Genomic DNA, 20,929 nt, shown 5'->3' with positions numbered 1-20,929 from the left:
TTCCTGCTCAGCGTCAGAAGGTCGTCTTGTCAGTGGGTCCTCTGGCCGCCCGTGCCGATTGAGCACGTGGTGCACACGGGAAGCAAGCGGGATCTCCTTCAGGGACGACCCAGAGGTTGAAGGCCCGTCGGCGGGGCGGACTGCAGCCCCGCCGGCGGGCCTCGTGTGTCAGGTCAGCTGCACGCGACCCCTGACGCCTTCCAGGTGGCGGCGTCCATCATCGTGGTCGGAGCAAAGGCTTCCTGCGCGAAGTCCTTGCCGTTCTTGAGCTTGTCGTACATCGTCTGCACGGCCAGCGCGCCGACGTCCTTGCCGTTGATGAAGAGCGCGGCCTTCATGCCGGTCGGCTTGCCGGAGCTCCAGTTCTTGCAGGCCAGGTAGGCGCCGAGGCCCACGCCGATGACGTCATCGGCCTTGAAGCCCGCGTTCTCCAGCGCGGTCACGCCGCCCTGGACGTTCTCGTCGTTGCAGCCCCAGACCACCCAGTGCTTGACGTCAGGGTTGGCCGTGACGGTGGCCGCGATCTTGTCCTGCGCGCCGGTGGGCGTGTTGTCCGTCGGAACGTCAATGTTCTTGACCTCCGAACCGGAACCTTCCTTGAAGGCCTTTTTCGCGGAGGTCACCCGGTCCGTGCAGACGGTGACGTCCTGCTTCCATGCGGAGATCGTCCGAGTGTCGGCCGCATTCCAGCCGGCCTTCTTGAACTCGGCGGCCGCCCGCCTGCCGACCTCACCACCCATCTGCTGGCCGCTGAAGCCGATACGGGGAACCAGCCCGTCAGGCTCGCAGGCGGCGGGGTCCGGCCCTGTCGTACAGATCTGGTCGTCCGAGGTGAGCAGCTCGACCTCGCTGCTCTCGGCGATCTGGACGAGCTGCGGGCCGACAGCCGGGTCCGGCACAACGACGATCAGGCCGTGGGCCTTCTGGGCGATCGCCGACTGTGCCTCGCTGATCGTCTTGTTGGCGTCGTTGCCGAGGTTGACCACCTTCAGATCGATGCCCAGCTCCTGCGCCTTGGCCCTGGCACCGGCGGCCTCACCGACGAAGTACTCCTGGTCACCCTGCTTCTGGAGGTACGTGATCGAGATCTTGCCGTCGACCTTCTTGGTCTCTCCGCTGGACTTCGCGGTCTCTTGACCACTCGAACACGCTCCGAGACCCAACGTCACAGCCATGCCCAGGGCAATGGCTGCGGTAACCCGGCGGCGACGCTCCATGGACATGGCAGTACTCCTTCATGAACGGATCGACCGGATCGACGGGATCCACGGAAGTTGCTCGACGCCCGCGGCACGGGACGCGACCCACCAACTGAATCGCTCAGAATCAAACTTGATTCAACGCGGTGGGCAATAGAGAACATGGCCGGGCAGACCGAGTCAACATGGAGGAATCCACAACCTCGCATGCGATATCAGTCCGTTACGCCTCCAGGGAGAAGCCAGGTGATCGAGATCGAGGGAGTCCGGCTCAATCGTCCGGAGCCGGCTGCCACCGACTGGAAAGGAGGCGTTCGACGGCAGCCGACCGGTCAGCGGTGAACGTCACCGCCGCCGAGCAGCGAGAGTTCGTTCCTGTGCGGCAGGCCCTCCCAGTCGCCCATGACGGCGACGGAGAAGGCTCCGCAGGTCGCCGCGGTGCGCAGTCGCTCGATGGGCTCGGCTCCGTCCAGGTGGGCCGCCAGATATCCGGCGACGAAGGCGTCTCCCGCGCCGATCGGATCCATGGCGGTGACGCGGACCACGGGCTGTTCGACGGCCGTACCGTCCACGACGCCGACGGCCCCGTCCGCCCCGAGTTTGATCACCGCCTGCCGGGGGCCGAGGTCGCCTGGCGCACCAGTGAGCCGAGAGCGGCGGCGGCTTCGCTGCGGGACCACAGGAGCGACCGGTAGGTGACATCGAGCGACATCGTGACGCCGGCACCGCGGGCGACGTCCACGGCGTGTCGCACCGCCTCCAGGGCTGTGCCGCCCAGCGCGGGAGTGTTACCGGTGATGTGGAGGAGGCGTGCCCCGGGCACGAGGTGTTCGTCCACGTCGCCCCGGGAGAGACTGGATCCTGCGAGTCCCCTGCGGTAGTAGGCGACTCGGGTGTGATCGCTGGTGCGGCGCTCCCGCAGCATGAGGCCGGTGGGCAGGCTGGGTTCGACGCCGACACCGGAGACTTGCCGCCCTTGAGGGCGCAGCCGCCGAGGGCGGCGGCGGTGATGGCCTTGAGTTCGAGGCCTTCACTGCCGGAGAGATCTCGTCCGGGTGAGCCGGTCACGTCGGAGCCACCGGAAACCACGCCCGGGCAACGATCGGCCCGCGGCGTGAAGTGGCTCGGGCACAGCCGCGAGCATGGCCCGGCGACGCCGGATGTCTCCAGGGACCGCAGCGATCAGCGCGGGCAGTGTCCCGTCCCGGACGGGCCGTCTCCGTCCTTCTGCCGGAGCCGGGCGCCTGCCTCCACGAGGTGGTCTCCGAATCGGACGAAGGGTGCGGCTTTGGCCGCCCGGACATGGCGCATGAGGCGCAGTACCGAGACGGCGTTGTCCATGGTCGCCGGGGGCTGAACCAGGGATCGTTCGCTGCCCACCACCGGTTCGACGAGGCATACGTGGCGCTCCGCCTCGATGAGGTCGGCCTCCAGGAGGCTCTCGCGGGCGAAGGCGAGTCCTGGTTCGCGCAGGGCGAGGTCTCCGATGGGTTCGGGCAGCACTTCGAGGAGTTCGTCGACCGCGTTGCGGTACTGGCGGTACTCCACATGCATGCTTCCACTGAGGGGCACCGGTACGACGGTGGGGACCATGGTGGGGCGGACCGTGGTGTTGTAGAAGTCGGAGGGCACCGCTGCGGCATGCGCCCGGGCCGCGGCAAATCCCTTGACGTAAACGGTGGTTCGGGCGAGGTGAGCGGTCGCCTCGTGCACCATCCCTTCGCGCAGACGCTCGTTGGCCTGGCGCAGGGCTATCGTCGCGTAGACGTTGAACAGGACGTGCACATGGTGGCCCGTGATCCAGCGGGAGAGCCACATCTCCTCCGGCCGCCCGAGCCCCTGCCCCTGCCCCTGCCCCCTCCCCCAGGGTGTCCATCGCCGCGTCGTCCCGCCCCGCGGAGGCTTGTGGGCTCTCCTGGTTCCCCGCGAGGTCCTCGACCAGTTGCCTCATCGCGGCGGTCTCCCGGACGATGTCGCTTCCCGAGAGCGGCGCTTCACACAGGTCCGCGAGTCCCCGGTGGATCACGAGGGCCGCCTCCTGGGCAGCCTGCACGGCGGTGAGATCGGCCGTGCGCACCCGAAAGTAGCTCTGCACGGGAGACCTGACCGGCAGCGCGTCCCCATCGGCCTGGGAATCCTGCGCCGACAGTGCCCGGACCAGCCCGGCAGCCGCGAGGGTAGCCGCCTGTAGCCCCGAGGCGCGTTCCGTGGCAGTTCCGAACGCGGGAACGGCTGCGAGCGCGGTGGCGAGCCGTGCGGCCTGGGAGCGCGCTTCACCCTCCAGACAGGGCATGAGGTGCGGCCGCGTCGAGTCGCAGAAGACGGCAACCGGAGGCAGAACGTACGGGGATACCTGATCGGCCATCCGACTGATCTCCTGATGCTCGGCGTAGGGCGTCCGCGTCAGGCTAGGAGCAGCCGCGGCGTCACTGACCTCGCATCGACGATCCGGTCCTGAATCAGCCCCAGGCTGGCCGAGTCCACACAGGCGCCTTCGGGTGTGTCCGGTCCGCTGTCGCGCTAGCCGCCGGTGCCAGCAGGGGCCGGACCCTGTGGACGGACTTACGGCCGCCGGGCAGGCGGGACTTTCGACACACGCCCTAGCTCTCCGGCCGGGCGGTGAGCGGTCCGGGCGACGCCTGCCCCGGAGCGGGGAAGTGGTCGGCGGAGATCCGCTTGCGGAACACGTGGTAGGTCCAGCCCTGGTAGATGAGGACGACGGGGAGCAGGACGAGGGCGACGACGGTCATGACCTTGAGCGCGTAGGGGCCGGACGCGGTGTTGTCGACGGTCAGGTCGAAGGCGCTGCTGGTGCTGGAGACCATGACCCTCGGGTAGAGCTCGGTGAACAGCGATCCCACGGTTGCCGCCATCGCGAGGGTGGTGGCGCCGAAGGCCCAGCCGTCGTGGCCGCTGCTGATGGCCCAGGCCGCGGCGGCGACGGCCAGGACGGCGGCCAGTTCGAGGAGGTTGAGGAGGATGCCCTGGTCGGCGAGGGAGCGTGTCCAGAAGACGAAGGCGAGGACGACCAGGCCGACGGGCAGGACGGCGCGGCGGGCGAGCCGGTGGGCCCTTTCGCGGATCTCCCCGCTGGTCTTGAGGGCGAGGAAGGTCGCCCCGTGCAGCAGGCAGAGCGCGGTCATGGTGATCCCGGTGAAGACGCCGTAGCCGGTGAACAGGTCCGCGAAGGTGCCCGCGTACTCCTGGTCGCGGCCGACGGGTACGCCGTGGAGCAGGTCTCCGAGGGCGATGCCGAGCACGAGGGGCACGATCAGGCTGCCGGCGGTCAGCAGGACGGTCCAGGTCCGTCGCCATCGCGCGCCGTCGACGCGGTCGCGGTACTCGATGGCGATGCCGCGGACGATGAGTCCGGCCAGGAGGAGGACGAGGGCGAGGTAGAAGCCGGAGAAGAGTGTGGCGTACCAGCCCGGGAAGGCGGCGAACATCGCAGCGCCGGCGGTGACCAGCCAGACTTCGTTGCCGTCCCATACCGGTCCGATGGTGTGGAGGACGGCCCGTCGGCTCGCTTCGTCGCGGGAGAGCACTCCGTGGAGCATGCCGACGCCGAGGTCGAAGCCCTCCAGGACGAAGAAGCCGACCCACAGCACGGCGATGATGATGAACCAGACGGTGGTGAATTCCATCGCGGGCCTTCCGGCGGCTCGGGACCTCAGTAGGTCATCTCGGGGGCGGGCTGGTCGTCCTTGTGCGTGGGGCCCGCGCCCTTTCGGGCGTGGCGTGTCATCAGCACGGCGGCGACGACGGCCAGTGCGGCATAGAGGAGGAAGAAGGCCACGATGCTGATGGCGACCTCGGTGGTGCTGACGGAGGAGGAGACGCCGTCCTTCGTCAGCTGGATGCCCTGCACGATCCAGGGCTGGCGGCCGTTCTCGGTGAGGAGCCAGCCGGCGGTGTTGATGAGGAACGGCAGCGGAACGGCCCAGACCGCGGCGTTCAGGAACCAGCGGGAGTGCGTGAGCCGCTTGCGTCGCAGCAGCCACAGGCCCCACAGGCCGACGAGGAGGGCGACCACGGCCAGGTAGGCCATGACACGCATCGACCAGTACTGGATGAAGACGTTGGGCACGTAGTTGCCCGGACCGTATTCCTGCTCGTACTGGCTGTTGACCTCGTTGAGGCCGAGGACCTTGCCGTTCCAGTGGTTGGTGGCCAGCAGGGAAAGCAGGTGGGGGATCTCCAGGACCTGCGTGGGTGTCTGGTCGTCGTTGCCGCCGCCGATCTGGAAGAGCGAGAAGGAGCAGGGTTGGCAGGTCTCCCATTGCGCCTCGGCGGCAGCGATCTTCATCGGCTGGAACTTGCCCTCGGTCACGCCGAGTTCGCTGCCGACGAGCATGGCGAACAGCAGGGCGGGGACGAGGACCAGCAGCGACAGACGAGCCGACAGCCGGAACGCCGAGGACGCATCCTTCGCCGTGTGCGGGTCGCCTTTGCTCTCGGCGCCATCCTTGTCCGCGGCGCCGTCCTTGTTCTCGGCGCCACCCTTGTCCTCGCGGAGGGCTCTGCGGAGGTGCCAGGCCGAGACGGCGAGCATGACCATCGCACCGGTGACCAGCGCGGCCAACAGCACGTGGGCGTAGCCGCGGAGGAAGACGGGGTTGGTGAACAGCGCCCAGATGTCGTTGAGCTGAGGTCGACCGGTGGACGGGTCGATGGCGTAGCCGACCGGGTGCTGCATCCAGGAGTTCGCCGCCATGATGAACAGCGCCGACAGGGCGCTGCCGGCTGCCACTGCCCAGATCGTCGCCAGGTGGACGCGCTTGGACAGCTTGTCCCAGCCGAAGATCCACAGTCCGAGGAAGGTCGACTCCAGGAAGAAGGCCGCGAGGCCCTCCATCGCCAGTGGGGCCCCGAACACGTCGCCGACCGTGCGGGCGTAGCCCGACCAGTCCATGCCGAACTGAAACTCCTGGACCAGGCCGGTCACCACGCCGACGGCGACGTTGATCACCAGCAAGGTCCCGAAGAACCTGGTCAGCCGCAAGTACTCGACCCGCCCGCCTCGGTGCCAGGCGGTCTGCAGCAGGGCGGTCAGCAGGCTCAGACCGATGGTCACCGGGACGAACAGGAAGTGGTAGATCGACGTCATCGCGAACTGCAATCGCGCCAGATCCAGCTGACTCATGTGTCCACACCCATCACACCGCAACGCAGGCTGATTCAGCCGCCCAGACAAGCAGACCGACACCAGTGCGGCCGGTGCGCCGCACCCCTGGACGGCCGTGGCCATCCGTACGGCGCAACCTCATCCCGGCTTCGCCACCGGCGGCTGATCGCCGTGCGCCGATCGCCGTGCGCTGATCGCCGGCGCCTCGTGTCAGCTCAGGCGGGCCGCGATCCGGTCGCCGACCCGCAGGGCGTTGGCGATGGCGGTGAGTGACGGGTTCACCGCACCGATGCTGGGGAAGAAGCTCGTGTCGACGACATAGAGGTTGTCCAGGTCGTGGGCCTTGCAGTCGACGTCCAGCGCGGAGCTCTTCGGGTCGTCGCCGAACCGGACGGTGCCGGCCTGGTGCGCGGTGGCGCCGATCGGCATGCCCTTGTGCAGATAGATGCTGTGCGGCAGCAGGTGGTGTTCGTGCATGCCCAGGTGGCCGAGCATGCCCTGGAGCTTGTGCCGGAGGCGTTCCAGACCGGCGATGTTGTTCTTCTCGTCGAGGGCCAGATGGATGGCGCCGTCCTTGTCCAGAGTGACGCGGCTCTCGGGCAGCGGGAGATCCTCGCCGCAGAGCCAGAAGTCGACGGCGTGGTGGGCCAGCGTCTCGAACGGCATGTCCGGCATGACGGCGCCGGCCCAGCGCGGTGCCTCGCCGTGAATCTGGTCGGCGTCGGACTTCCCGAGCATCTGGATGCCGCCGAGCGGAAAGTCCCAGTCGTCCGCACCCAGGTACCAGTCGTGCAGGGCCAGCGTCTTCTGGAACCTTGTGGGATTGGGTTCCTTCGACACCGCCATCAGCGCCAGGTTGTTGTGTCGCATGTAGTGGCGTCCCACCACGTCCGAGCTGTTCGCCAGGCCGCCGGGATGCTTGTCGTTCGCCGAACGCAGCAGAAGCGCGGCGGAGTTTACGGCGCCACAGGCGACGACCACGATGTCGGCGCTGAACACCTGGGTGGTCCCGTCCCCGAGTTCGGCCACGACCCCGGTGACGGTGCGTCCGGTCGGGTCGGTGTCCAGCCGCCGTACGTGGGCGCCCGTGACCATGGTGACGTTGTCGTGCTTCAGCGCCGGGTCGACGCAGATCACCTGGGCGTCGGACTTCGCGCCCAGCAGACACGGGAAGCCGTCCACACGGTCGCAGCGGATGCACACGCTGGCATGGGTGGCCCGGCCGTTCCCGTCCTGGGTCAGGTTCACCCCGATCGGCAGATGGAAGGGGTGGAGCCCCTTCTTCTCCAGGTCGTCGCTGAGTTGCTGGATGCGCGGCTCGTGCTCCACCGGCGGATGCGGATACTGGCCGCTCGCCGAACCCTCGGTGGGGTCCTCGCCGTGGCGGCCGTGCACGAGATAGAGCTGCTCCGCCTCCGTGTAGTACGGCTCCAGATCCTCGTAGCGGATCGGCCAGGCGGGTGAGACGCCGTCGTGGTGGCGCAGTTCGCCGAAGTCCTCGGGGCGGAGTCGGAAGAGCGCGGCACCGTAGAACTTGGTGTTGCCCCCGACGTAGTAGTTCACCTCCGGGGGGAACTCGTTGCCATGCTTGTCGTACCAGAACTCGGGGGCGCGGTACCTGCCCTTGACGAAGACGGCGGTGGAGTCCCAGTTGTCCCGTTCCCGCGGCAGGTAGTCGCCGCGTTCCAGGATCAGGATCCGCTTGCCGGTGGGGGCCAGCCGGTGGGCGAGGGTGCCGCCACCCGCTCCCGTACCGACGACGATGACGTCGTAGTGCTGATCGTCAGCCATGCGGAGATCCCGTTCTTGGAGTCGCGGGCCGTCCTGGCCGTAGCGTCCGTACGGAGAGTCGCGGTGCTACGGGGTGCCGGAGCGCACCCGCTTGATCGGATTCGTGGCTCTTTCGAAGCTACCGGTCCCCCTCGGGAGCGGCGACTCGACGCGATGCGGACCTGGTCTTCTCAGAGGACGGCGATCGGGTTGACCGGTGAGCCGGTGGCGTGAGGCAGCCGCAGGGGGGCGACGACGCACAGGAAGGACCAGCGCTCCTCCGCTTCGCACACCTTCGCCAGGTCCTCGAATTGGAGGTAGTCCAGCAGGTGTATGCCCATGGCGTGGATCGCCAGGACATGCACCGGAAAGTCGACGCCTTCGGTGGAGCTCGGGGCGGTGTCGTTGTTACCGTCACCGCCGAGCACGGCGACCCGCCGGTCCGCGAGGAACTCCAGCGCCGTCGGGTGGAGCCCGGCGCGGTACTGCGCCGTGTTCCATGCGCCCAGTTCGGCGCGGCGCCGGCGGTGGCCGACGCGGACGAACAGGTGGTCGCCCTCACCCACACGGACGTCCTGCGCGGTCTCGGCCGCGCTGAGGTCCTCGGCGGTCACGTGATCACCCGGTTCGAGCCACGGCACTCCGCGCAGCCGCGGGATGTCCAGCAGTACGCCGCGTCCGACGATCCCGTCGTGAGCCACATCGATGGAGAGTGCCGCGGCACCGCCCGGCGTGACGCTGCTCGCGGCCACGCCACCGTGGAGCGTGCCGTCGTAGATCACGTGACAGAGGGCGTCGATGTGGCTGTCCGCGTCGCCGTGCACGTTCATCGCGAAGCGGTCCATGGCGAAACCGAGCCCGCCTGTGGCGCGGTCCTTCGGGTTGCCCTTCATCTTGTGCTGGGCGGGCTCCGGGTTGTCGGGTCCTGATGACGTTTCCACAGGTGCGGCCAGTGTGACCGTCCGGCCGGTCCGTATCTCACGGCCGGCGGCCAGCACTCGGGCGGGCGTGAGTGCGACCAGAGCGCCCCGTTCGCCGCCGGCCCAGGCGGTGCGCGAGAGGAGGCTCTGGTAGAGCGCGGCGAACTCGGCCGCGGTCAGCGTGGGGCCTTCGGCTCGACGGGCATGCGTGACCATGGATCAGCTCCCGTTCTCCGCGTCGAGCGCCACGTCGAGAGTGATGGCGGCCCTGATCAGGGACAGGTGCGTGAAAGCCTGCGGGAAGTTGCCCAGTTGCTCGCCGCTGGGACCGACCTCCTCGGCGAACAGCCCCACGTGGTTGGCGTAGGTCTGCATCTTCTCGAAGGCGTACCGGGCCTGGGAGACGCGGCCCGCCCGCGCCAGCGCGTCGACGTAGAGGAAGGTGCACAGGCTGAAGGTGCCTTCCGAGCCGCGCAGACCGTCCGGCGATGCGGCGGGGTCGTAGCGGTAGACGAGGCTGTCGGAGACGAGCTTGCGGTCCATCGCGTCGAGCGTGGAGAGCCAGGTCCTGTCGCGGGGAGCGATGAACCCGACCAGGGGCATGAGGAGCAGCGAGGCGTCCAGGACATCGCCGTCGTAGTGCTGGACGAAGGCGCGCTCCTTCTCGCTCCAGCCTCGTTCCATGACCTGTTCGAACACGGCGTCCCGGGCCTTGCGCCACCGTTCCAGGTCGGCGGGTCTGCGGAAGTGCTCGGCCAGCTGCAGCCCGTGGTCGAAGGCGAGCCACGACATCACCCGGCTGTAGGTGAAGTCCTGACGGCCGCCCCGGGTCTCCCAGATGCCCTCGTCCGGCCGGTCCCAGGCCTCGGCGAGCCAGTCCAGCGTCCGGGCGAGCGTCCGCCATCCCTTGAAGCCGGCCTGCTGCGCGATCTCGGCTCCCTGGGACACGGCGTAGAGGGCCTCGCCGTAGATGTCCAGCTGAAGCTGGTCCGCGGCGCCGTTGCCGATACGGACGGGGGCGGAGCCGCGGTAGCCCTCGAAGTGATCGAGGGTCTCTTCCGGCAGGTCGGGGTCTCCGTCGACCCGGTACATCGTCTGGAGCGGCTCCCCCTCCTTGCCTTCGCGCTCGTGGAGCCTGTCCACCAGCCAGTGGATGAACGCGGTGGCCTCCTCGACGAAGCCGAGGTCCAGCATGGCTCGTACGGACAGCGCGCCGTCGCGTACCCAGGTGAACCGGTAGTCCCAGTTGCGCTCTCCGCCGACCTGTTCGGGCAGGCCCATGGTGGCTGCCGCGATCAGCGCGCCGGTGGGGGCGTAGGTGAGGAGTTTGAGGGTGATGGCCGAGCGGTGCACCAGCTCGGGCCACCGCCCCCGGTAGCGGGACTTGCGCAGCCAGTGCCGCCAGAACTGGCTGACCTCGTCGAACTGCCTCTCGAGCCCGTCGGCGGTGGGGGGTACGGGCGCCTTGCCACCCGAGGCGCAGACGGTGAAGACGGCGCCGCCGGACTCGCCGGCTTTCAGCGTCACTCGTCCGCGTACGTCCTGGCCGTCCCGCTCCAGCGGGAAGGTGGTCTGCAGGTGCCCGTCGAGCCCGGGCGCCCGGAACACAGCGCCGTCCCGGCCGAGTTCGAGTGCGTGCTCGGCCCTGCCGTAGTCGAAGCGCGGCCGGCATTCGAGCGTGAAGTCGACGCTGCCCCGCACGACGCGGACCATACGGACCAGGGTGTGCCGGTCGGTCGCGGTGCGGGTCTGGTCCGGGGGCATGAAGTCGACGACCTCACCCACCCCGTCCGGTGACATGAAACGGGTCACCAGGATGGCGGTGTCGGGATAGTAGAGCTGCTTACAGGTCCCGTCCGGGTGCTCGGGAGCAAGCCGCAGGTACCCGCCGCCGTCGTGGTCGAGCAGGGCGGCGAAGATGCTGGGCGAGTCGAACCTGGGCGCCGCGAACCAGTCGACGACGCCTTGCGACGACACGAGCGCCGCGGTCTGCAGGTCGCCCACCAGCCCGTGCTCGGCGATGGGAGGGTAGCGGTCCATTGCGGCTCCGAGGTCTCGGAAGTAGCCCCTGCGTCCACTATCCGGCACCCTGGACGCGCCTGCCACGTCGAAACGATCGACGTCCGCCCGGGTCCGCCCGGCCTCGCCCGCCTCCGCCGGGCCACCCGTGTCCCGCCGGCGCCCCCGCAGGGCGATCCACCCGGCCTCCCGTAGCCCGGCCGCTCTGACGGCGGACCCGCCGAACCCCCTACGGGGTGTTCACGTCCAGGAGGCGGCGGGTGCGGGCGCTCGCTCCGCTCAGGGTGAGGGGGATGCCCAGGCTCACGCACATGCGGTGCGCGCGGGCGAGGGCGCTGAGGGTCGCGGGGGTCGGTTCGGCGGTCGGGACTGCGATGATCACGCGGCTCGGACGGTGTTCCTGGACGAGGGCCTGGACCTGGAGCGCCACCGCGGCCCTGTTGGTGACGTCCAGATCGCGGTGGAGCGTCACGTGCAGGACGTCGTGACGAACGGTGTGGTTGATGAGCATGGTGTGGTGTCCCTCCGCGCAGGACGACGAGAGCCCGCAGCACGACTCGGCGCGGGCATCGTCCGAGGATGCCACGGGGACCGGCCCCGCGGCGTTCTCGTAACGCCCTCGATACGACGTGTCTGACGGAAGGCGCCGGCGGCCGGCCCTCCGGAGCCGTGATTCCGGCACCCTTCTCCCGGAAGCCCCAGATCATTCACGTACATGAATCGCGCGAGCCGGAGGGCTAAGGGCTGTCCCGTAATCCCCGGTGGATCAGCGCGCGGCGTCAGATGCGGTGCATCGCAAGGCGGAGGGGCGTCCGCATACTGGATGTATGCGGACGTTCCGACAACGCGGCGAGGCGCCGTAGCTGTCGTCGCGCGCCCGCCGGGGATTACGGGACAGCCCTTAGGGTGAGGAGGACCGGAGTGACCGGTCGAGATTTCGAACGCGACCCCTCACCCACCAGGCGGTTTCCATGAGCCAGTTCGACCTGCCCATCGACCAACTCCGCACGTACCGCAGCACGTCCGCGGAGCCGGAGGACTTCGACGCCTTCTGGACGAAGACCCTCGACGAGGCGCGCGCGCACGAGCTGGACGCGCGTTTCGAGCCCGTCGCGACGGGGCTCGCCACGGTGGAGGTGTACGACGTGACCTTCGCCGGGTTCGGCGGGCAGCCGGTCAAGGGCTGGTTCGTCCTGCCGGCCGGCACGTCCGAACCGCTGCCGGTGGTGGTCGAGTTCCTCGGATACGGAGGCGGGCGCGGACTGCCGCACACGCATCTGCTCTGGGCCTCGGCCGGGTTCGCGCACTTCGTGATGGACACCCGCGGGCAGGGTAGCGGCTGGGCCACCGGCGACACCCCCGACCCGGTCGGCAGCGCGCCGGCGTTCCCCGGCTTCATGACGCGGGGCATCCAGGATCCGTACACCTACTACTACCGGCGGCTCTTCACGGACGCGGTCCGCGCGGTCGAGGCGGCGCGCTCGCATCCGCTGGTGGACGCCGCTCGCACGGCCGTGACCGGGGTGAGCCAGGGCGGCGGCATCACCCTGGCCGTCTCGGGACTGGTGCGGAACCTGGTGGCCGTGGCCCCGGACGTCCCGTTCCTCTGCGACTTCCCGCGCGCGACGACGATCACGGACCGCACCCCGTACCGCGAGATCGGCAACTACCTCAAGACCCACCGCGGCCGCGTCCAGCAGGCGCGGAACACCCTGGCCTACTTCGACGGGGTCCATTTCGCGGCCCGCGCCACGGCGCCGGCGCTGTTCTCGACGGCCCTGGAGGACCTGACCTGCCCGCCGTCGACGGTGTTCGCGGCCTTCAACGCGTACGCGAACACGGACAAGGAGATCGAGGTCTACGACTTCAACGACCACGAGGGCGGCGACTCCTTCCAGCAGGCGGCCCAGCTCGGCTGGCTGCCCGGGAGGCTGCGCGGCTGACCCGCACTCCGGCCGCGACGAAGCGTCGCCCGCCGTCAGGGGCCGGCGGCGCTTCGTCGTTCCCGACCCGTCATTGGATCCGGGCGAGCGTGAACCCCAGGTCAGCACACCCGCCCCCAGGGCCTTCAGCTGCGTCGCCGGGACCTCCGGGAGGTCCAGGCGGGCTCCGTCGACAGGCCCAAGAATGCGGGGCCAATTTTCATCTCCGGCACCTACAAGCAAAGACGCGGCCGGATAAGATCCTGCCGCGGGGGTGACGGTTTGGACGAGTGGGCTGTGTCATCTGATGTGACGCGTCGTGATGATGCCGGTTCCGGCGGTGGGTTACCTGATGCCGCCGTGACGCGTCGTGATGACGACGGAGCTTCCGCAGCTCTGCTGCGACTTCCGTCGGCGCTGGCCGAACGCTTCGTGGTGGTCGGGGAGTTACCGCACCAGGGGCGTGAGGCGGATGTGTTGCTGGTCCGCGACGCGGCGGGGGGTGAGTTCGTCGCGAAGGTGTACCGCAGTGGGGTCCGGGTCGCGCCCGAGGTCTGGGAGCGCTTGCGGGGGCTGGACACCAGCCACGTGGTACGTGTGATCGAGACCGGTTTCTCGGACGGGCGTGACTTCGAGGTGTCGGAGTACCTCTCCTGGGGGTCGCTGGAGGACCTGGTCGGGGTCGGAGCCGTGATGTCGCCGGCTGTCCTGTCCAGTGTCGTTTCCCAGTTGGCGGAGGCGGTGGCGGAGCTCCACGGTGTAGGAATCGTGCACGGCGACCTGAAGCCCTCGAACGTGCTCTTACGCCGGAGGGAACCGCTGGAGTTGGCGCTGGCGGACTTCGGCGTGAGCAAGTCATTGGATGAGACGTCCCGGTTCACGCAGCGCGCGTTCGGGACGCCGGCGTATTCGGCCCCGGAGTATCTGTTCAGCGCAGAGGTGTCCGGTTCGCAGGACTGGTGGGCGGTGGGGGCGCTCGCCCGCCAATTGGCCACAGGCCGTGCGCCGTTCGAGGGCCTGTCGGAGCAGGCGGTCCGGAATCATCTGGCCACTCGGCCGGTCGATGTGTCGGATGTGACGGATGAGCGGGTACGGCTGCTGTGCAGCGGGCTGCTGGTCAGGGATCCGGGCCGCCGGTGGGGTGCTTCCGAGGTGCGCAGGTGGCTCGAGGGCGGTACCCCGGAGGTGGCGGAGGAGTTACCCGCTTCCGGCACTGAGCCGGCCGGCACCACCGGCCGCAAGCCCCTGCAGTTCAACGGTGTGAAGTACACGGAGAGAACAGCACTGGCCCGGGCACTGGCAGCGGACTGGCAGACCGCCGCGCGCCGGTTCTTCGTCTCCATGGGGGAAGCGGACAATCCCAGCCAGGGCTGGCGCCAACTGCGCAACTGGCTGGCGCAGTTCGAGGATCCCGAGCACGACGACCTCGAAGACCTCGTGGACCTGATCGACATCCACCTTCCCGGAACCGACGCGCCGGACGCGAAGGTGCTGCGGCTGCTGCACTGGCTCGATCCGACGATGCCGCCCGTCTACCGCGGCAAACGGATGCTTCCCGAGGATCTGCTCACACTGGCCCAGCAGGCCTCGTCCACCCAGGACGACGACGGACGCCGGACCGCACGAGAGCTCGTCGACGAGTTGTACACGCGCGACCTGCTCGCAACCCTCGCGACCTTCGGTGAAGGCGCTCACCAGCTCGCCGACGTGAACCGTCGTTGGCGCGACCTCAATGCCCGGTGGGACGGACTGCAGGAGTCGGCCGCACTGCCACCCAGGATCCGCACAGAACTCAGGGGGTCCGAGATCCGCGTGGAGGCGCTGGCCATCGCGGTGGACCCGGAATGGGCCCGGGCGCTACGACAACGGATCGAATCCTCCGCGGCGTCCGCACAGGGCACGACCGGCTGGTTCGACGCGCTGCTGGCCGACGGTGGAGACCCCGTCCGTCACCTGGCGGCCACGCGCACTCTTCCGGCCGCCGTCGCCGAAGCCCGCCGCCTGGAGGAGCTGCGCCGCGCTCACCAGGCCGTGGCGGCGACCCATCAGCACGAGTGGCAGGAATCAGAGGAACACAGACGATCCGGCACCGGAGGGACCATCCGGCGCGCCCTCGGCGGAGTGGCCTTGCTGTTCGCCCTGCCGGTCGGCGTGCCGCTGATCGTGGGTACCTTGGTCGGCGACGACGAGTTCCTGCTGCGGTTCGTCCCTGCCGCGACGGTGACCTGCGGAGTTCCGCTCGCCTGCGAGCTGGTGCTGGCGGCGAGACTCGGACAGGCCTACCACCCTCGGTGGTCCCTTCAATCCCGCCTTGCCGAGGGGCTCCGTCGCCTGCCCGGCCGACGGAGAGCAGTGGCGACGCAACTGCAGCCCATGCGAAGGAGCACGAAGGTCCTGGGCGGGGGCTGCCTCCTCTACCTCACACTCGCCACCGTGATCTGGGCGATCGTCACGCTGGAGATCTGGTCACCGATTCCTCTCGTGGTTGCGGCGGGGTACGGATTCTGGTCGTTCATCCGGTACAGGGATTGGCGCACCACGCACGAAGCACAGCGGCCGCAGGTTCAGGGGGAACGATGAGCGGGCCCAAATGTACGACGTACCAGCTTGACCAGTCCCTCACCGCCGAGGCGTTACGCGCGGCCGCACAGGACGCAGCGGTACGCGAGGCCACACGACGCCGTCAGGAGGCCGCCCGCGACGCAGCCCTCCTGGCCGCGGCCGCCCGGGACGCGGCCGTACGCGGGGTCAGGACACGCAACGCGCGCATCACGGCTCTCTCCCAGTCCCGCGAGGACTTCAGGGAGCAGTACGGTGCCGCCATCATCGTGCGGCCTCCCGAGCCGCTGCGCATCGGCACGCAGTCCACGGCGGAGCTGGAAGCCTGGTGCGCCGAGGCCGACCGCGCGCTGGCCACCGCGGAGCGGGAACTCCAGGAACAGACCGCTCGCGCCTTCGCGACGGATCTCTTCGCCGACGTGACCGGGCGCACTGCCGAGCGCCGTCTGGTCGATGCCGCCGAGTTGTTCGCGGACCGCTCGGAGCCCTCCGGCGCCGTCGGCTCCGAGCACGAGGACGAAGCCGCGCGCGAGGATGTCGAACGGACCCTGACCCGAGTCCTGTCGCGCCTCCTTCCGGACTGTGGCACGGGCCACCGGGCGGACGCTCAGCTGGCCGCGGTGCGAGCGGCCGAGGCGACCACCCTCGACGAAGCACGCACCTGGCTGACCGAGACAAGGCTCCGGGTGCAGCGTGCCAATTCGGCCGCGGAGGCGAGGCGACGCGACGCCGACGAAGCGATCGGGTTCCTCCAAGACCTCGAACACACCCGGAAGGCGGACGTGGACTCGGTGCGGGCTCTGCTCGCGGAGGTCGTGGCCGGCCGCCGCGCCCTCGACGAGCCACTTCGCCGGCGGGTGGCCGGTTGCCGGGCCGCGGCCGAAGCGGAAGCCGAGCAGCAGTACGTGGTCAACACGGTGACCGACGCCCTCACCGACCTCGGCTACCACGTCGGCCAGGGATTCGAGACGCTGACCGTCACCGACGGCACCCTGCGCCTGTCACGGAGCGAATGGCCCGAGCACGCGGTCAACCTGGTCATCGACCAGCAGGGCGGCCAGATGCGTACCGCGGTGGTGCGCACCGCCGCCGGCGACGGCGACGACGACGCGCACCTTGACGTCGAACGCGAAGAACAGTGGTGTCAGGACTTCCATGAACTGCGTGACCGGCTCGCACAGGCGGGGCTGAGCACCGACGTTCAGGTCGCGGTCCCACCCGGACAGGTTCCCGTGCCCCTGGTCGTCGCCCCGGTAGCGGCGAGCACACGGGCCCGGCCCGGATACCGGGAGCGCGACCGGTGATCCGTCCGAACGACTGACAGGTTCCGGACCGGAAGCCGGCAACATGGGGAGGGGAATCCTTGTCCGCCGAGGACACGCGCACACCTGCTGGCGTCCCGCCGACGGCGGGGCCGCCGTTCGTCCGGGAATTCGAGGCGACTCTGCCCGTCCACTCGCAGTTCGTCCTGTGGGGGAACCGCCATGACAGCTTCCTTGTCCGGGAGTCCGGCGACGCACGCCCCCGTCTGCTGTCCTTGCTGGACCTGCTCTGGCAGACGCTCCGCACGAACGGCTACGCATGCCTGCTCGTGCACGACCCCGTGGACGGTCTCCGGGTGCACCTGCCGGCCGGTGCCACGGCCGAGGAAACCGATCAGGCCGAGGCGGCCATGTCCCGGCTGCTTCCTCGGCCTCCACGGCCGGGAGCACTTCCCTCACTGGAGACCCTGCGTACGCTGATGGCCGAGCTGGCCCGTCCCGCGCAGCAGATCCGGGCGGCGCTCGCGATCGACGACGCCTCCCGCATCGCGCGCAGTGCGACGGAGATGGAGCCGAACGAACGGGACTTCTTCAGGTTCTGTGCCAGGCTCTCCCGCATCGCCGTTCCGGTGGGCGCGCCGAGCGGCCGTACGACCCCGTTGTACAACCCGGTGATCTGGCTGGCGGACCGTGAGGGTGATCTGCCGGCCTGGCTCACTTCGGCCAACGACCAGATCCGGTCCATCGGGCTGCCGGTACCGGATCTGGGCGACCGGCAGGCCACCGCGCGCCTGCTGATGAAGCTCTTCGGCGTCACGGACCTCGACTCGGACGCGCGGGCGACCGAGGCGTGCGACGCGTTCGCGGCTCAGACGGACGGACTCACCCTCCAGGCGATGATCGAGGTCACGCGGCTGGCCCGGGACCGCGGCCTGACGATGACGGAGCTTCCGGACGCGATCCGCATCTACAAACTCGGTGTCATGGACAACCCCTGGAAGCGGGAGTACCTCCGCAAGCGGATCACGGACGGCCAGCATTCGATCCCGCAGCGGGTCGTCGGACAGCCGCAGGCCGTCACCAAGACCCTCGACATCCTGAAGCGCGCGGCCCTCGGGCTGTCCGGCGCGCAGCAGTCCAGGTCTTCGGCCCGGCCGCGTGGCGTACTGTTCTTCGCCGGTCCCACGGGCGTGGGCAAGACGGAACTGGCCAAGGCCATCTCGTCGTTGATCTTCGCGGACGAGTCCGCCTATCTGCGGTTCGACATGAGCGAGTTCTCCTCGGAGCACGCCGGGGACCGGCTGATCGGGGCGCCACCGGGGTACGTCGGATTCGAGGCGGGGGGCGAACTGACCAACGCGGTGCGTCAGCAGCCCTTCAGGGTGATCCTCTTCGACGAGATCGAGAAGGCCCACCCGCGGATCCTGGACAAGTTCCTGCAGATCCTCGAGGACGGCCGGCTGACGGACGGGCGCGGCTCGACCGTGCACTTCTCCGAGTCCGTCCTCGTGTTCACCTCCAACCTCGGGACGAGCGTGGAGGACGGCAGCGGGCGGCTCGTGCCGCAGGTTCACCCCGGCATGCCGTACGAGGAGATCGAGGAGCGCATGAAAGCGGCGATCAACGACCACTTCACCAGAGTCCTCGGCCGACCGGAGCTGCTCAACCGCTTCGGGGACAACATCGTGGTGTTCGACTTCATCGACCGCGAGGCGGCCGCCCGCATCTTCGACCTCCAGCTCGACAACATCATCTCCAGGGTCCACGAGGAGCAGGGCATCGTCCTGGAAGTCGACGTCGAGGCCCAGGCGGCGTTGCGAGAGCGCTGCACCGACAACCCGCACATGGGTGGCCGGGGCATCGGCATGGCCCTGGAATCGCAGTTCGTCAATCCCCTCGCCCGGGCCCTGTTCGACCGGGACCCGGCAGCGGGTGCACACGTCCGGGTGACCGGCCTGCGGCGCGAGGGTGACATCGTCTCCGTGGAGCTGGCATGACGGCCTCCCCCGCCCGCCCCGTCGAGCTGATGCTGAACAAGGCGCACTACCCGGTGACCTCGCTGGGCCCCGGGACCCGGGCGGGCATCTGGACGCAAGGCTGCACGATCGGCTGTGCCGGGTGCGTCTCCCAGGACACTTGGGCGGCCGATCCCGGCACGTTCGTGGACGTCGCGGCACTTCAGGCCTGGCTCTCCGGGCTGCCCGATCCGCTCGACGGGATCACGGTCTCGGGCGGAGAGCCGTTCCAGCAGCCGAAAGCGCTCGGCGCGCTCCTGGAGTGGGTCCACGCCTGGCGCCGCGAGCGGCCCGCGCCCGTGGACGTGCTCGTCTACAGCGGGTACTCCCTCGCCCGGCTGAGGGAGGAGCACCCCGCGCTCCTCCGCCTCTGCGACGCGGTGCTCACCGGCCCGTATGTGGAGCGCCTCAACAGCCCCGGTCTGCGCTGGCACGGTTCGAGCAACCAGCGTCTGACCGCGCTGACCGATCTGGGGCGCGAGCGGTACGAGGGAACCGGCTCCGTCGACTCGCCGCCCATGCAGGTCGCGGTGGACGACGGCCGCATCTGGTTCATCGGCGTTCCCCGCCAGGGCGACATGGATCGCCTGAGCGATCGCCTCCGATCGGCCGGCATCACCATGGAAGAGGTGTCATGGCGCAGCTGACCTGCGCGACCTGTGGCCTGGCGGCGGAGGACGACGATCTCGTCTGCCGGGGATGCTCCGGGAACCTCAGCCGTCCCGTCGTCGCCCGGTACCCCCGGCCCGGCCCGCCCCCGCACACGCCCGCGGCCGGGGTGGAGACCTCTGGGACCGCGGCCGAGGGCGATCCGGCCGAAGGGGAGCGGCCCCGGGCCTGCCCGCACTGCGGAGCCCCGGTTCCGGTGCCGACCAATCAGGTGTGCGTGGTCTGCCAGCGGATGCTGGCCGAGGTGCGCCCGTCCCGTACCGCCGGTTCCGGAGAGGGGGCCGTGGACGTGCAGGCGACCCGCCGGGACGTCCCCACCACCGTCCTGCGGATCCGGTTCGGTGCGGTGGAGCGCACCGTGACGCCGGGCAGCACTCTGCTCCTCGGCCGCGCTCCGGCCGCACACACGACGCGCGCCCTGCTGGAACGCTACGACAACGTCTCCCGTCAGCACGCGACCGTCGGTCTGGAACCGGACGGCACCGCATGGGTACGGGACGAGCACTCCACCAACGGCACCTTCGTGAACAGCAGCCCGATCAGTGCCGGTGCCCGGACACCCCTGCGGGACGGCGACGTTCTCAGGCTGGCCGCGGACTGCACGCTCGGGATCACTGTCGAGCGGCCAGGGGAAGCGGACCGGCGATGACCGGGCCCCGAGAAGTGGTCGAGGTGACCGTCACCGCGATGACTCACCGCGGCGCCGTCCGCGACGGCAACGAGGACGCGTTCGTCATCGGGGCACTGACCGCGGCCGGGGTGGACACCATCGATCCTGTCGTGGTGCGACTGCTGGTCGAGGAGCCGGCCGTGGTCGCGGTCGCCGACGGGCTCGGTGGCCACAACGCAGGCGAGATCGCCGCGGCCCTCACCGTCCGCAGGCTGGCGGAGCACGCTTCCCGGAGCGCCGGCGTCGGCGACCTGCTCCGAGAGATCAACGCGGAGCTGTACGAGTTGGCCGAGGCGGACTCGGCGTGTGCCGGTGCGGGAACCACGACCGCGGGACTGTGGCTGACCCCCCACAGGGTGTTCTGGTTCAACGTGGGCGACTCCCGGCTCTACCGCGAGGACGGCGGCTATCTGGGACAGGTGTCGGTGGACGACTCGCCCGTGGCGGACTGGGACGTGCCGGGACGAGCAGTCGACCGTACGAACCTCGTCCTCCAGACTCTCGGCGGTGCCGCCTGTTTCGAGCCCGTCCGGCCGCACACCGGCACCGAGCGGTATGTTCCGGGCAGCCGGTGGCTGATCTGCAGCGACGGGCTGTCGGACCTGGTGGACGTGGCCCAGATGGAACGGATCCTCGCCGAGAACTCCGACGACGACGTCCGGGCGGTGAAGGCTCTCTGGGTCGCCGCCATGAACGCCGGCGGCCGGGACAACATCACCGCCCTGTTGGTGCGCTGCTGAGACCGGACCGCGCGGGCGCCGTCCGGCCGCCGCTTCCGAAAGCGGCAGCCGGACGGCCC

At 69.5% G+C, this 20,929-nt stretch carries 17 protein-coding genes; 7 read left to right on the top strand and 10 right to left on the bottom strand.

What is annotated here, in order from left to right:
* Positions 1-173 precede the first annotated feature (173 nt).
* The 10 genes from OG361_RS34540 to OG361_RS34495 form a co-directional block, all read right to left on the bottom strand.
* Positions 174-1,175 (bottom strand): substrate-binding domain-containing protein, encoded by a 1,002-nt coding sequence (locus tag OG361_RS34540; protein ID WP_405859882.1) that lies wholly within the window; start codon positions 1,173-1,175, stop codon positions 174-176.
* A 356-nt stretch (positions 1,176-1,531) separates the two neighbouring features.
* Positions 1,532-1,807 carry a carbohydrate kinase family protein gene (locus tag OG361_RS34535; protein ID WP_405859880.1) on the bottom strand — a complete coding sequence of 92 codons (276 nt, stop codon included), beginning with the start codon at positions 1,805-1,807 and terminating at the stop codon, positions 1,532-1,534.
* On the bottom strand, positions 1,804-2,124 hold the full coding sequence (locus tag OG361_RS34530; RefSeq protein WP_405859878.1) for a hypothetical protein: 321 nt from the start codon (positions 2,122-2,124) through the stop codon (positions 1,804-1,806). The genes OG361_RS34535 and OG361_RS34530 overlap by 4 nt, the downstream gene beginning before the upstream one ends.
* A 257-nt stretch (positions 2,125-2,381) precedes the next feature.
* On the bottom strand, positions 2,382-3,017 hold the full coding sequence (locus OG361_RS34525; RefSeq protein ID WP_405859876.1) for a hypothetical protein: 636 nt from the start codon (positions 3,015-3,017) through the stop codon (positions 2,382-2,384).
* A gap of 782 nt (positions 3,018-3,799) precedes the next feature.
* Positions 3,800-4,843, bottom strand: coding sequence for a cytochrome d ubiquinol oxidase subunit II (gene cydB / locus OG361_RS34520; RefSeq protein WP_405859874.1), 1,044 nt, complete (start codon positions 4,841-4,843; stop codon positions 3,800-3,802).
* A gap of 26 nt (positions 4,844-4,869) precedes the next feature.
* The gene (locus OG361_RS34515) at positions 4,870-6,342 is read right to left on the bottom strand and encodes a cytochrome ubiquinol oxidase subunit I (protein WP_405859872.1); all 1,473 of its coding nucleotides are present in this window, start codon (positions 6,340-6,342) and stop codon (positions 4,870-4,872) included.
* A gap of 192 nt (positions 6,343-6,534) precedes the next feature.
* A complete protein-coding gene (locus tag OG361_RS34510) occupies positions 6,535-8,115 on the bottom strand; it encodes a GMC oxidoreductase (protein WP_405859870.1) in 1,581 nt (526 codons plus the stop codon).
* A gap of 170 nt (positions 8,116-8,285) precedes the next feature.
* The gene (locus tag OG361_RS34505) at positions 8,286-9,230 is read right to left on the bottom strand and encodes a cyclase family protein (RefSeq protein ID WP_405859868.1); all 945 of its coding nucleotides are present in this window, start codon (positions 9,228-9,230) and stop codon (positions 8,286-8,288) included.
* 3 nt (positions 9,231-9,233) lie between these two features.
* Positions 9,234-11,054, bottom strand: coding sequence for a glycoside hydrolase family 15 protein (locus OG361_RS34500; protein WP_405859866.1), 1,821 nt, complete (start codon positions 11,052-11,054; stop codon positions 9,234-9,236).
* Between the two features lie 208 nt (positions 11,055-11,262).
* A complete protein-coding gene (locus tag OG361_RS34495) occupies positions 11,263-11,544 on the bottom strand; it encodes a hypothetical protein (protein WP_405859864.1) in 282 nt (93 codons plus the stop codon).
* A gap of 460 nt (positions 11,545-12,004) precedes the next feature.
* Here OG361_RS34495 and OG361_RS34490 point away from each other — a divergent pair, with 460 nt between their 5' ends.
* From OG361_RS34490 to OG361_RS34460, 7 genes are all read left to right on the top strand, one after another.
* Positions 12,005-12,976, top strand: coding sequence for an acetylxylan esterase (locus OG361_RS34490; RefSeq protein ID WP_405859862.1), 972 nt, complete (start codon positions 12,005-12,007; stop codon positions 12,974-12,976).
* Positions 12,977-13,315: 339 nt separating this feature from the next.
* The gene (locus tag OG361_RS34485; RefSeq protein WP_405859860.1) at positions 13,316-15,535 is read left to right on the top strand and encodes a serine/threonine-protein kinase; all 2,220 of its coding nucleotides are present in this window, start codon (positions 13,316-13,318) and stop codon (positions 15,533-15,535) included.
* Positions 15,532-16,818, top strand: a complete 1,287-nt coding sequence (locus OG361_RS34480; RefSeq protein ID WP_405859858.1) for a hypothetical protein — start codon at positions 15,532-15,534, stop codon at positions 16,816-16,818. The genes OG361_RS34485 and OG361_RS34480 overlap by 4 nt, the downstream gene beginning before the upstream one ends.
* A 59-nt stretch (positions 16,819-16,877) precedes the next feature.
* The gene (locus OG361_RS34475) at positions 16,878-18,773 is read left to right on the top strand and encodes an AAA family ATPase (protein ID WP_405859856.1); all 1,896 of its coding nucleotides are present in this window, start codon (positions 16,878-16,880) and stop codon (positions 18,771-18,773) included.
* Positions 18,770-19,438, top strand: coding sequence for a 4Fe-4S single cluster domain-containing protein (locus tag OG361_RS34470; RefSeq protein WP_405859854.1), 669 nt, complete (start codon positions 18,770-18,772; stop codon positions 19,436-19,438). The genes OG361_RS34475 and OG361_RS34470 overlap by 4 nt, the downstream gene beginning before the upstream one ends.
* Entirely contained in the window at positions 19,426-20,109 is a 684-nt protein-coding gene (locus OG361_RS34465) for an FHA domain-containing protein (protein WP_405859852.1), read from the top strand. Before OG361_RS34470 ends, OG361_RS34465 begins: the two co-directional genes overlap by 13 nt.
* Complete coding sequence (locus OG361_RS34460) at positions 20,106-20,870, top strand: PP2C family protein-serine/threonine phosphatase (protein WP_405859851.1); 765 nt, start codon at positions 20,106-20,108, stop codon at positions 20,868-20,870. The genes OG361_RS34465 and OG361_RS34460 overlap by 4 nt, the downstream gene beginning before the upstream one ends.
* Positions 20,871-20,929 lie beyond the last annotated feature (59 nt).

Source organism: Streptomyces sp. NBC_00090 (genome assembly GCF_045160815.1).
In the GTDB taxonomy this organism is placed as follows: domain Bacteria; phylum Actinomycetota; class Actinomycetes; order Streptomycetales; family Streptomycetaceae; genus Streptomyces.
Note: the sequence above shows the minus strand (reverse complement) of the source record. Positions and strands in the feature narration are given on the sequence as shown.

What these genes read in the sequence shown, in the direction of transcription:
- OG361_RS34470 (WP_405859854.1), top strand. Translation starts at nt 18,770, where the DNA reads ATGACGGCCTCCCCCGCCCGCCCCGTCGAGCTGATGCTGAACAAGGCG.
- OG361_RS34515 (WP_405859872.1), bottom strand. Translation starts at nt 6,342, where the DNA reads ATGAGTCAGCTGGATCTGGCGCGATTGCAGTTCGCGATGACGTCGATC.
- OG361_RS34525 (WP_405859876.1), bottom strand. Translation starts at nt 3,017, where the DNA reads ATGTGGCTCTCCCGCTGGATCACGGGCCACCATGTGCACGTCCTGTTC.
- OG361_RS34510 (WP_405859870.1), bottom strand. Translation starts at nt 8,115, where the DNA reads ATGGCTGACGATCAGCACTACGACGTCATCGTCGTCGGTACGGGAGCG.
- OG361_RS34540 (WP_405859882.1), bottom strand. Translation starts at nt 1,175, where the DNA reads ATGGCTGTGACGTTGGGTCTCGGAGCGTGTTCGAGTGGTCAAGAGACC.
- OG361_RS34530 (WP_405859878.1), bottom strand. Translation starts at nt 2,124, where the DNA reads ATGCTGCGGGAGCGCCGCACCAGCGATCACACCCGAGTCGCCTACTAC.
- OG361_RS34480 (WP_405859858.1), top strand. Translation starts at nt 15,532, where the DNA reads ATGAGCGGGCCCAAATGTACGACGTACCAGCTTGACCAGTCCCTCACC.
- OG361_RS34460 (WP_405859851.1), top strand. Translation starts at nt 20,106, where the DNA reads ATGACCGGGCCCCGAGAAGTGGTCGAGGTGACCGTCACCGCGATGACT.
- OG361_RS34505 (WP_405859868.1), bottom strand. Translation starts at nt 9,230, where the DNA reads ATGGTCACGCATGCCCGTCGAGCCGAAGGCCCCACGCTGACCGCGGCC.
- OG361_RS34500 (WP_405859866.1), bottom strand. Translation starts at nt 11,054, where the DNA reads ATGGACCGCTACCCTCCCATCGCCGAGCACGGGCTGGTGGGCGACCTG.
- OG361_RS34495 (WP_405859864.1), bottom strand. Translation starts at nt 11,544, where the DNA reads ATGCTCATCAACCACACCGTTCGTCACGACGTCCTGCACGTGACGCTC.
- OG361_RS34465 (WP_405859852.1), top strand. Translation starts at nt 19,426, where the DNA reads ATGGCGCAGCTGACCTGCGCGACCTGTGGCCTGGCGGCGGAGGACGAC.
- OG361_RS34490 (WP_405859862.1), top strand. Translation starts at nt 12,005, where the DNA reads ATGAGCCAGTTCGACCTGCCCATCGACCAACTCCGCACGTACCGCAGC.
- cydB (WP_405859874.1), bottom strand. Translation starts at nt 4,843, where the DNA reads ATGGAATTCACCACCGTCTGGTTCATCATCATCGCCGTGCTGTGGGTC.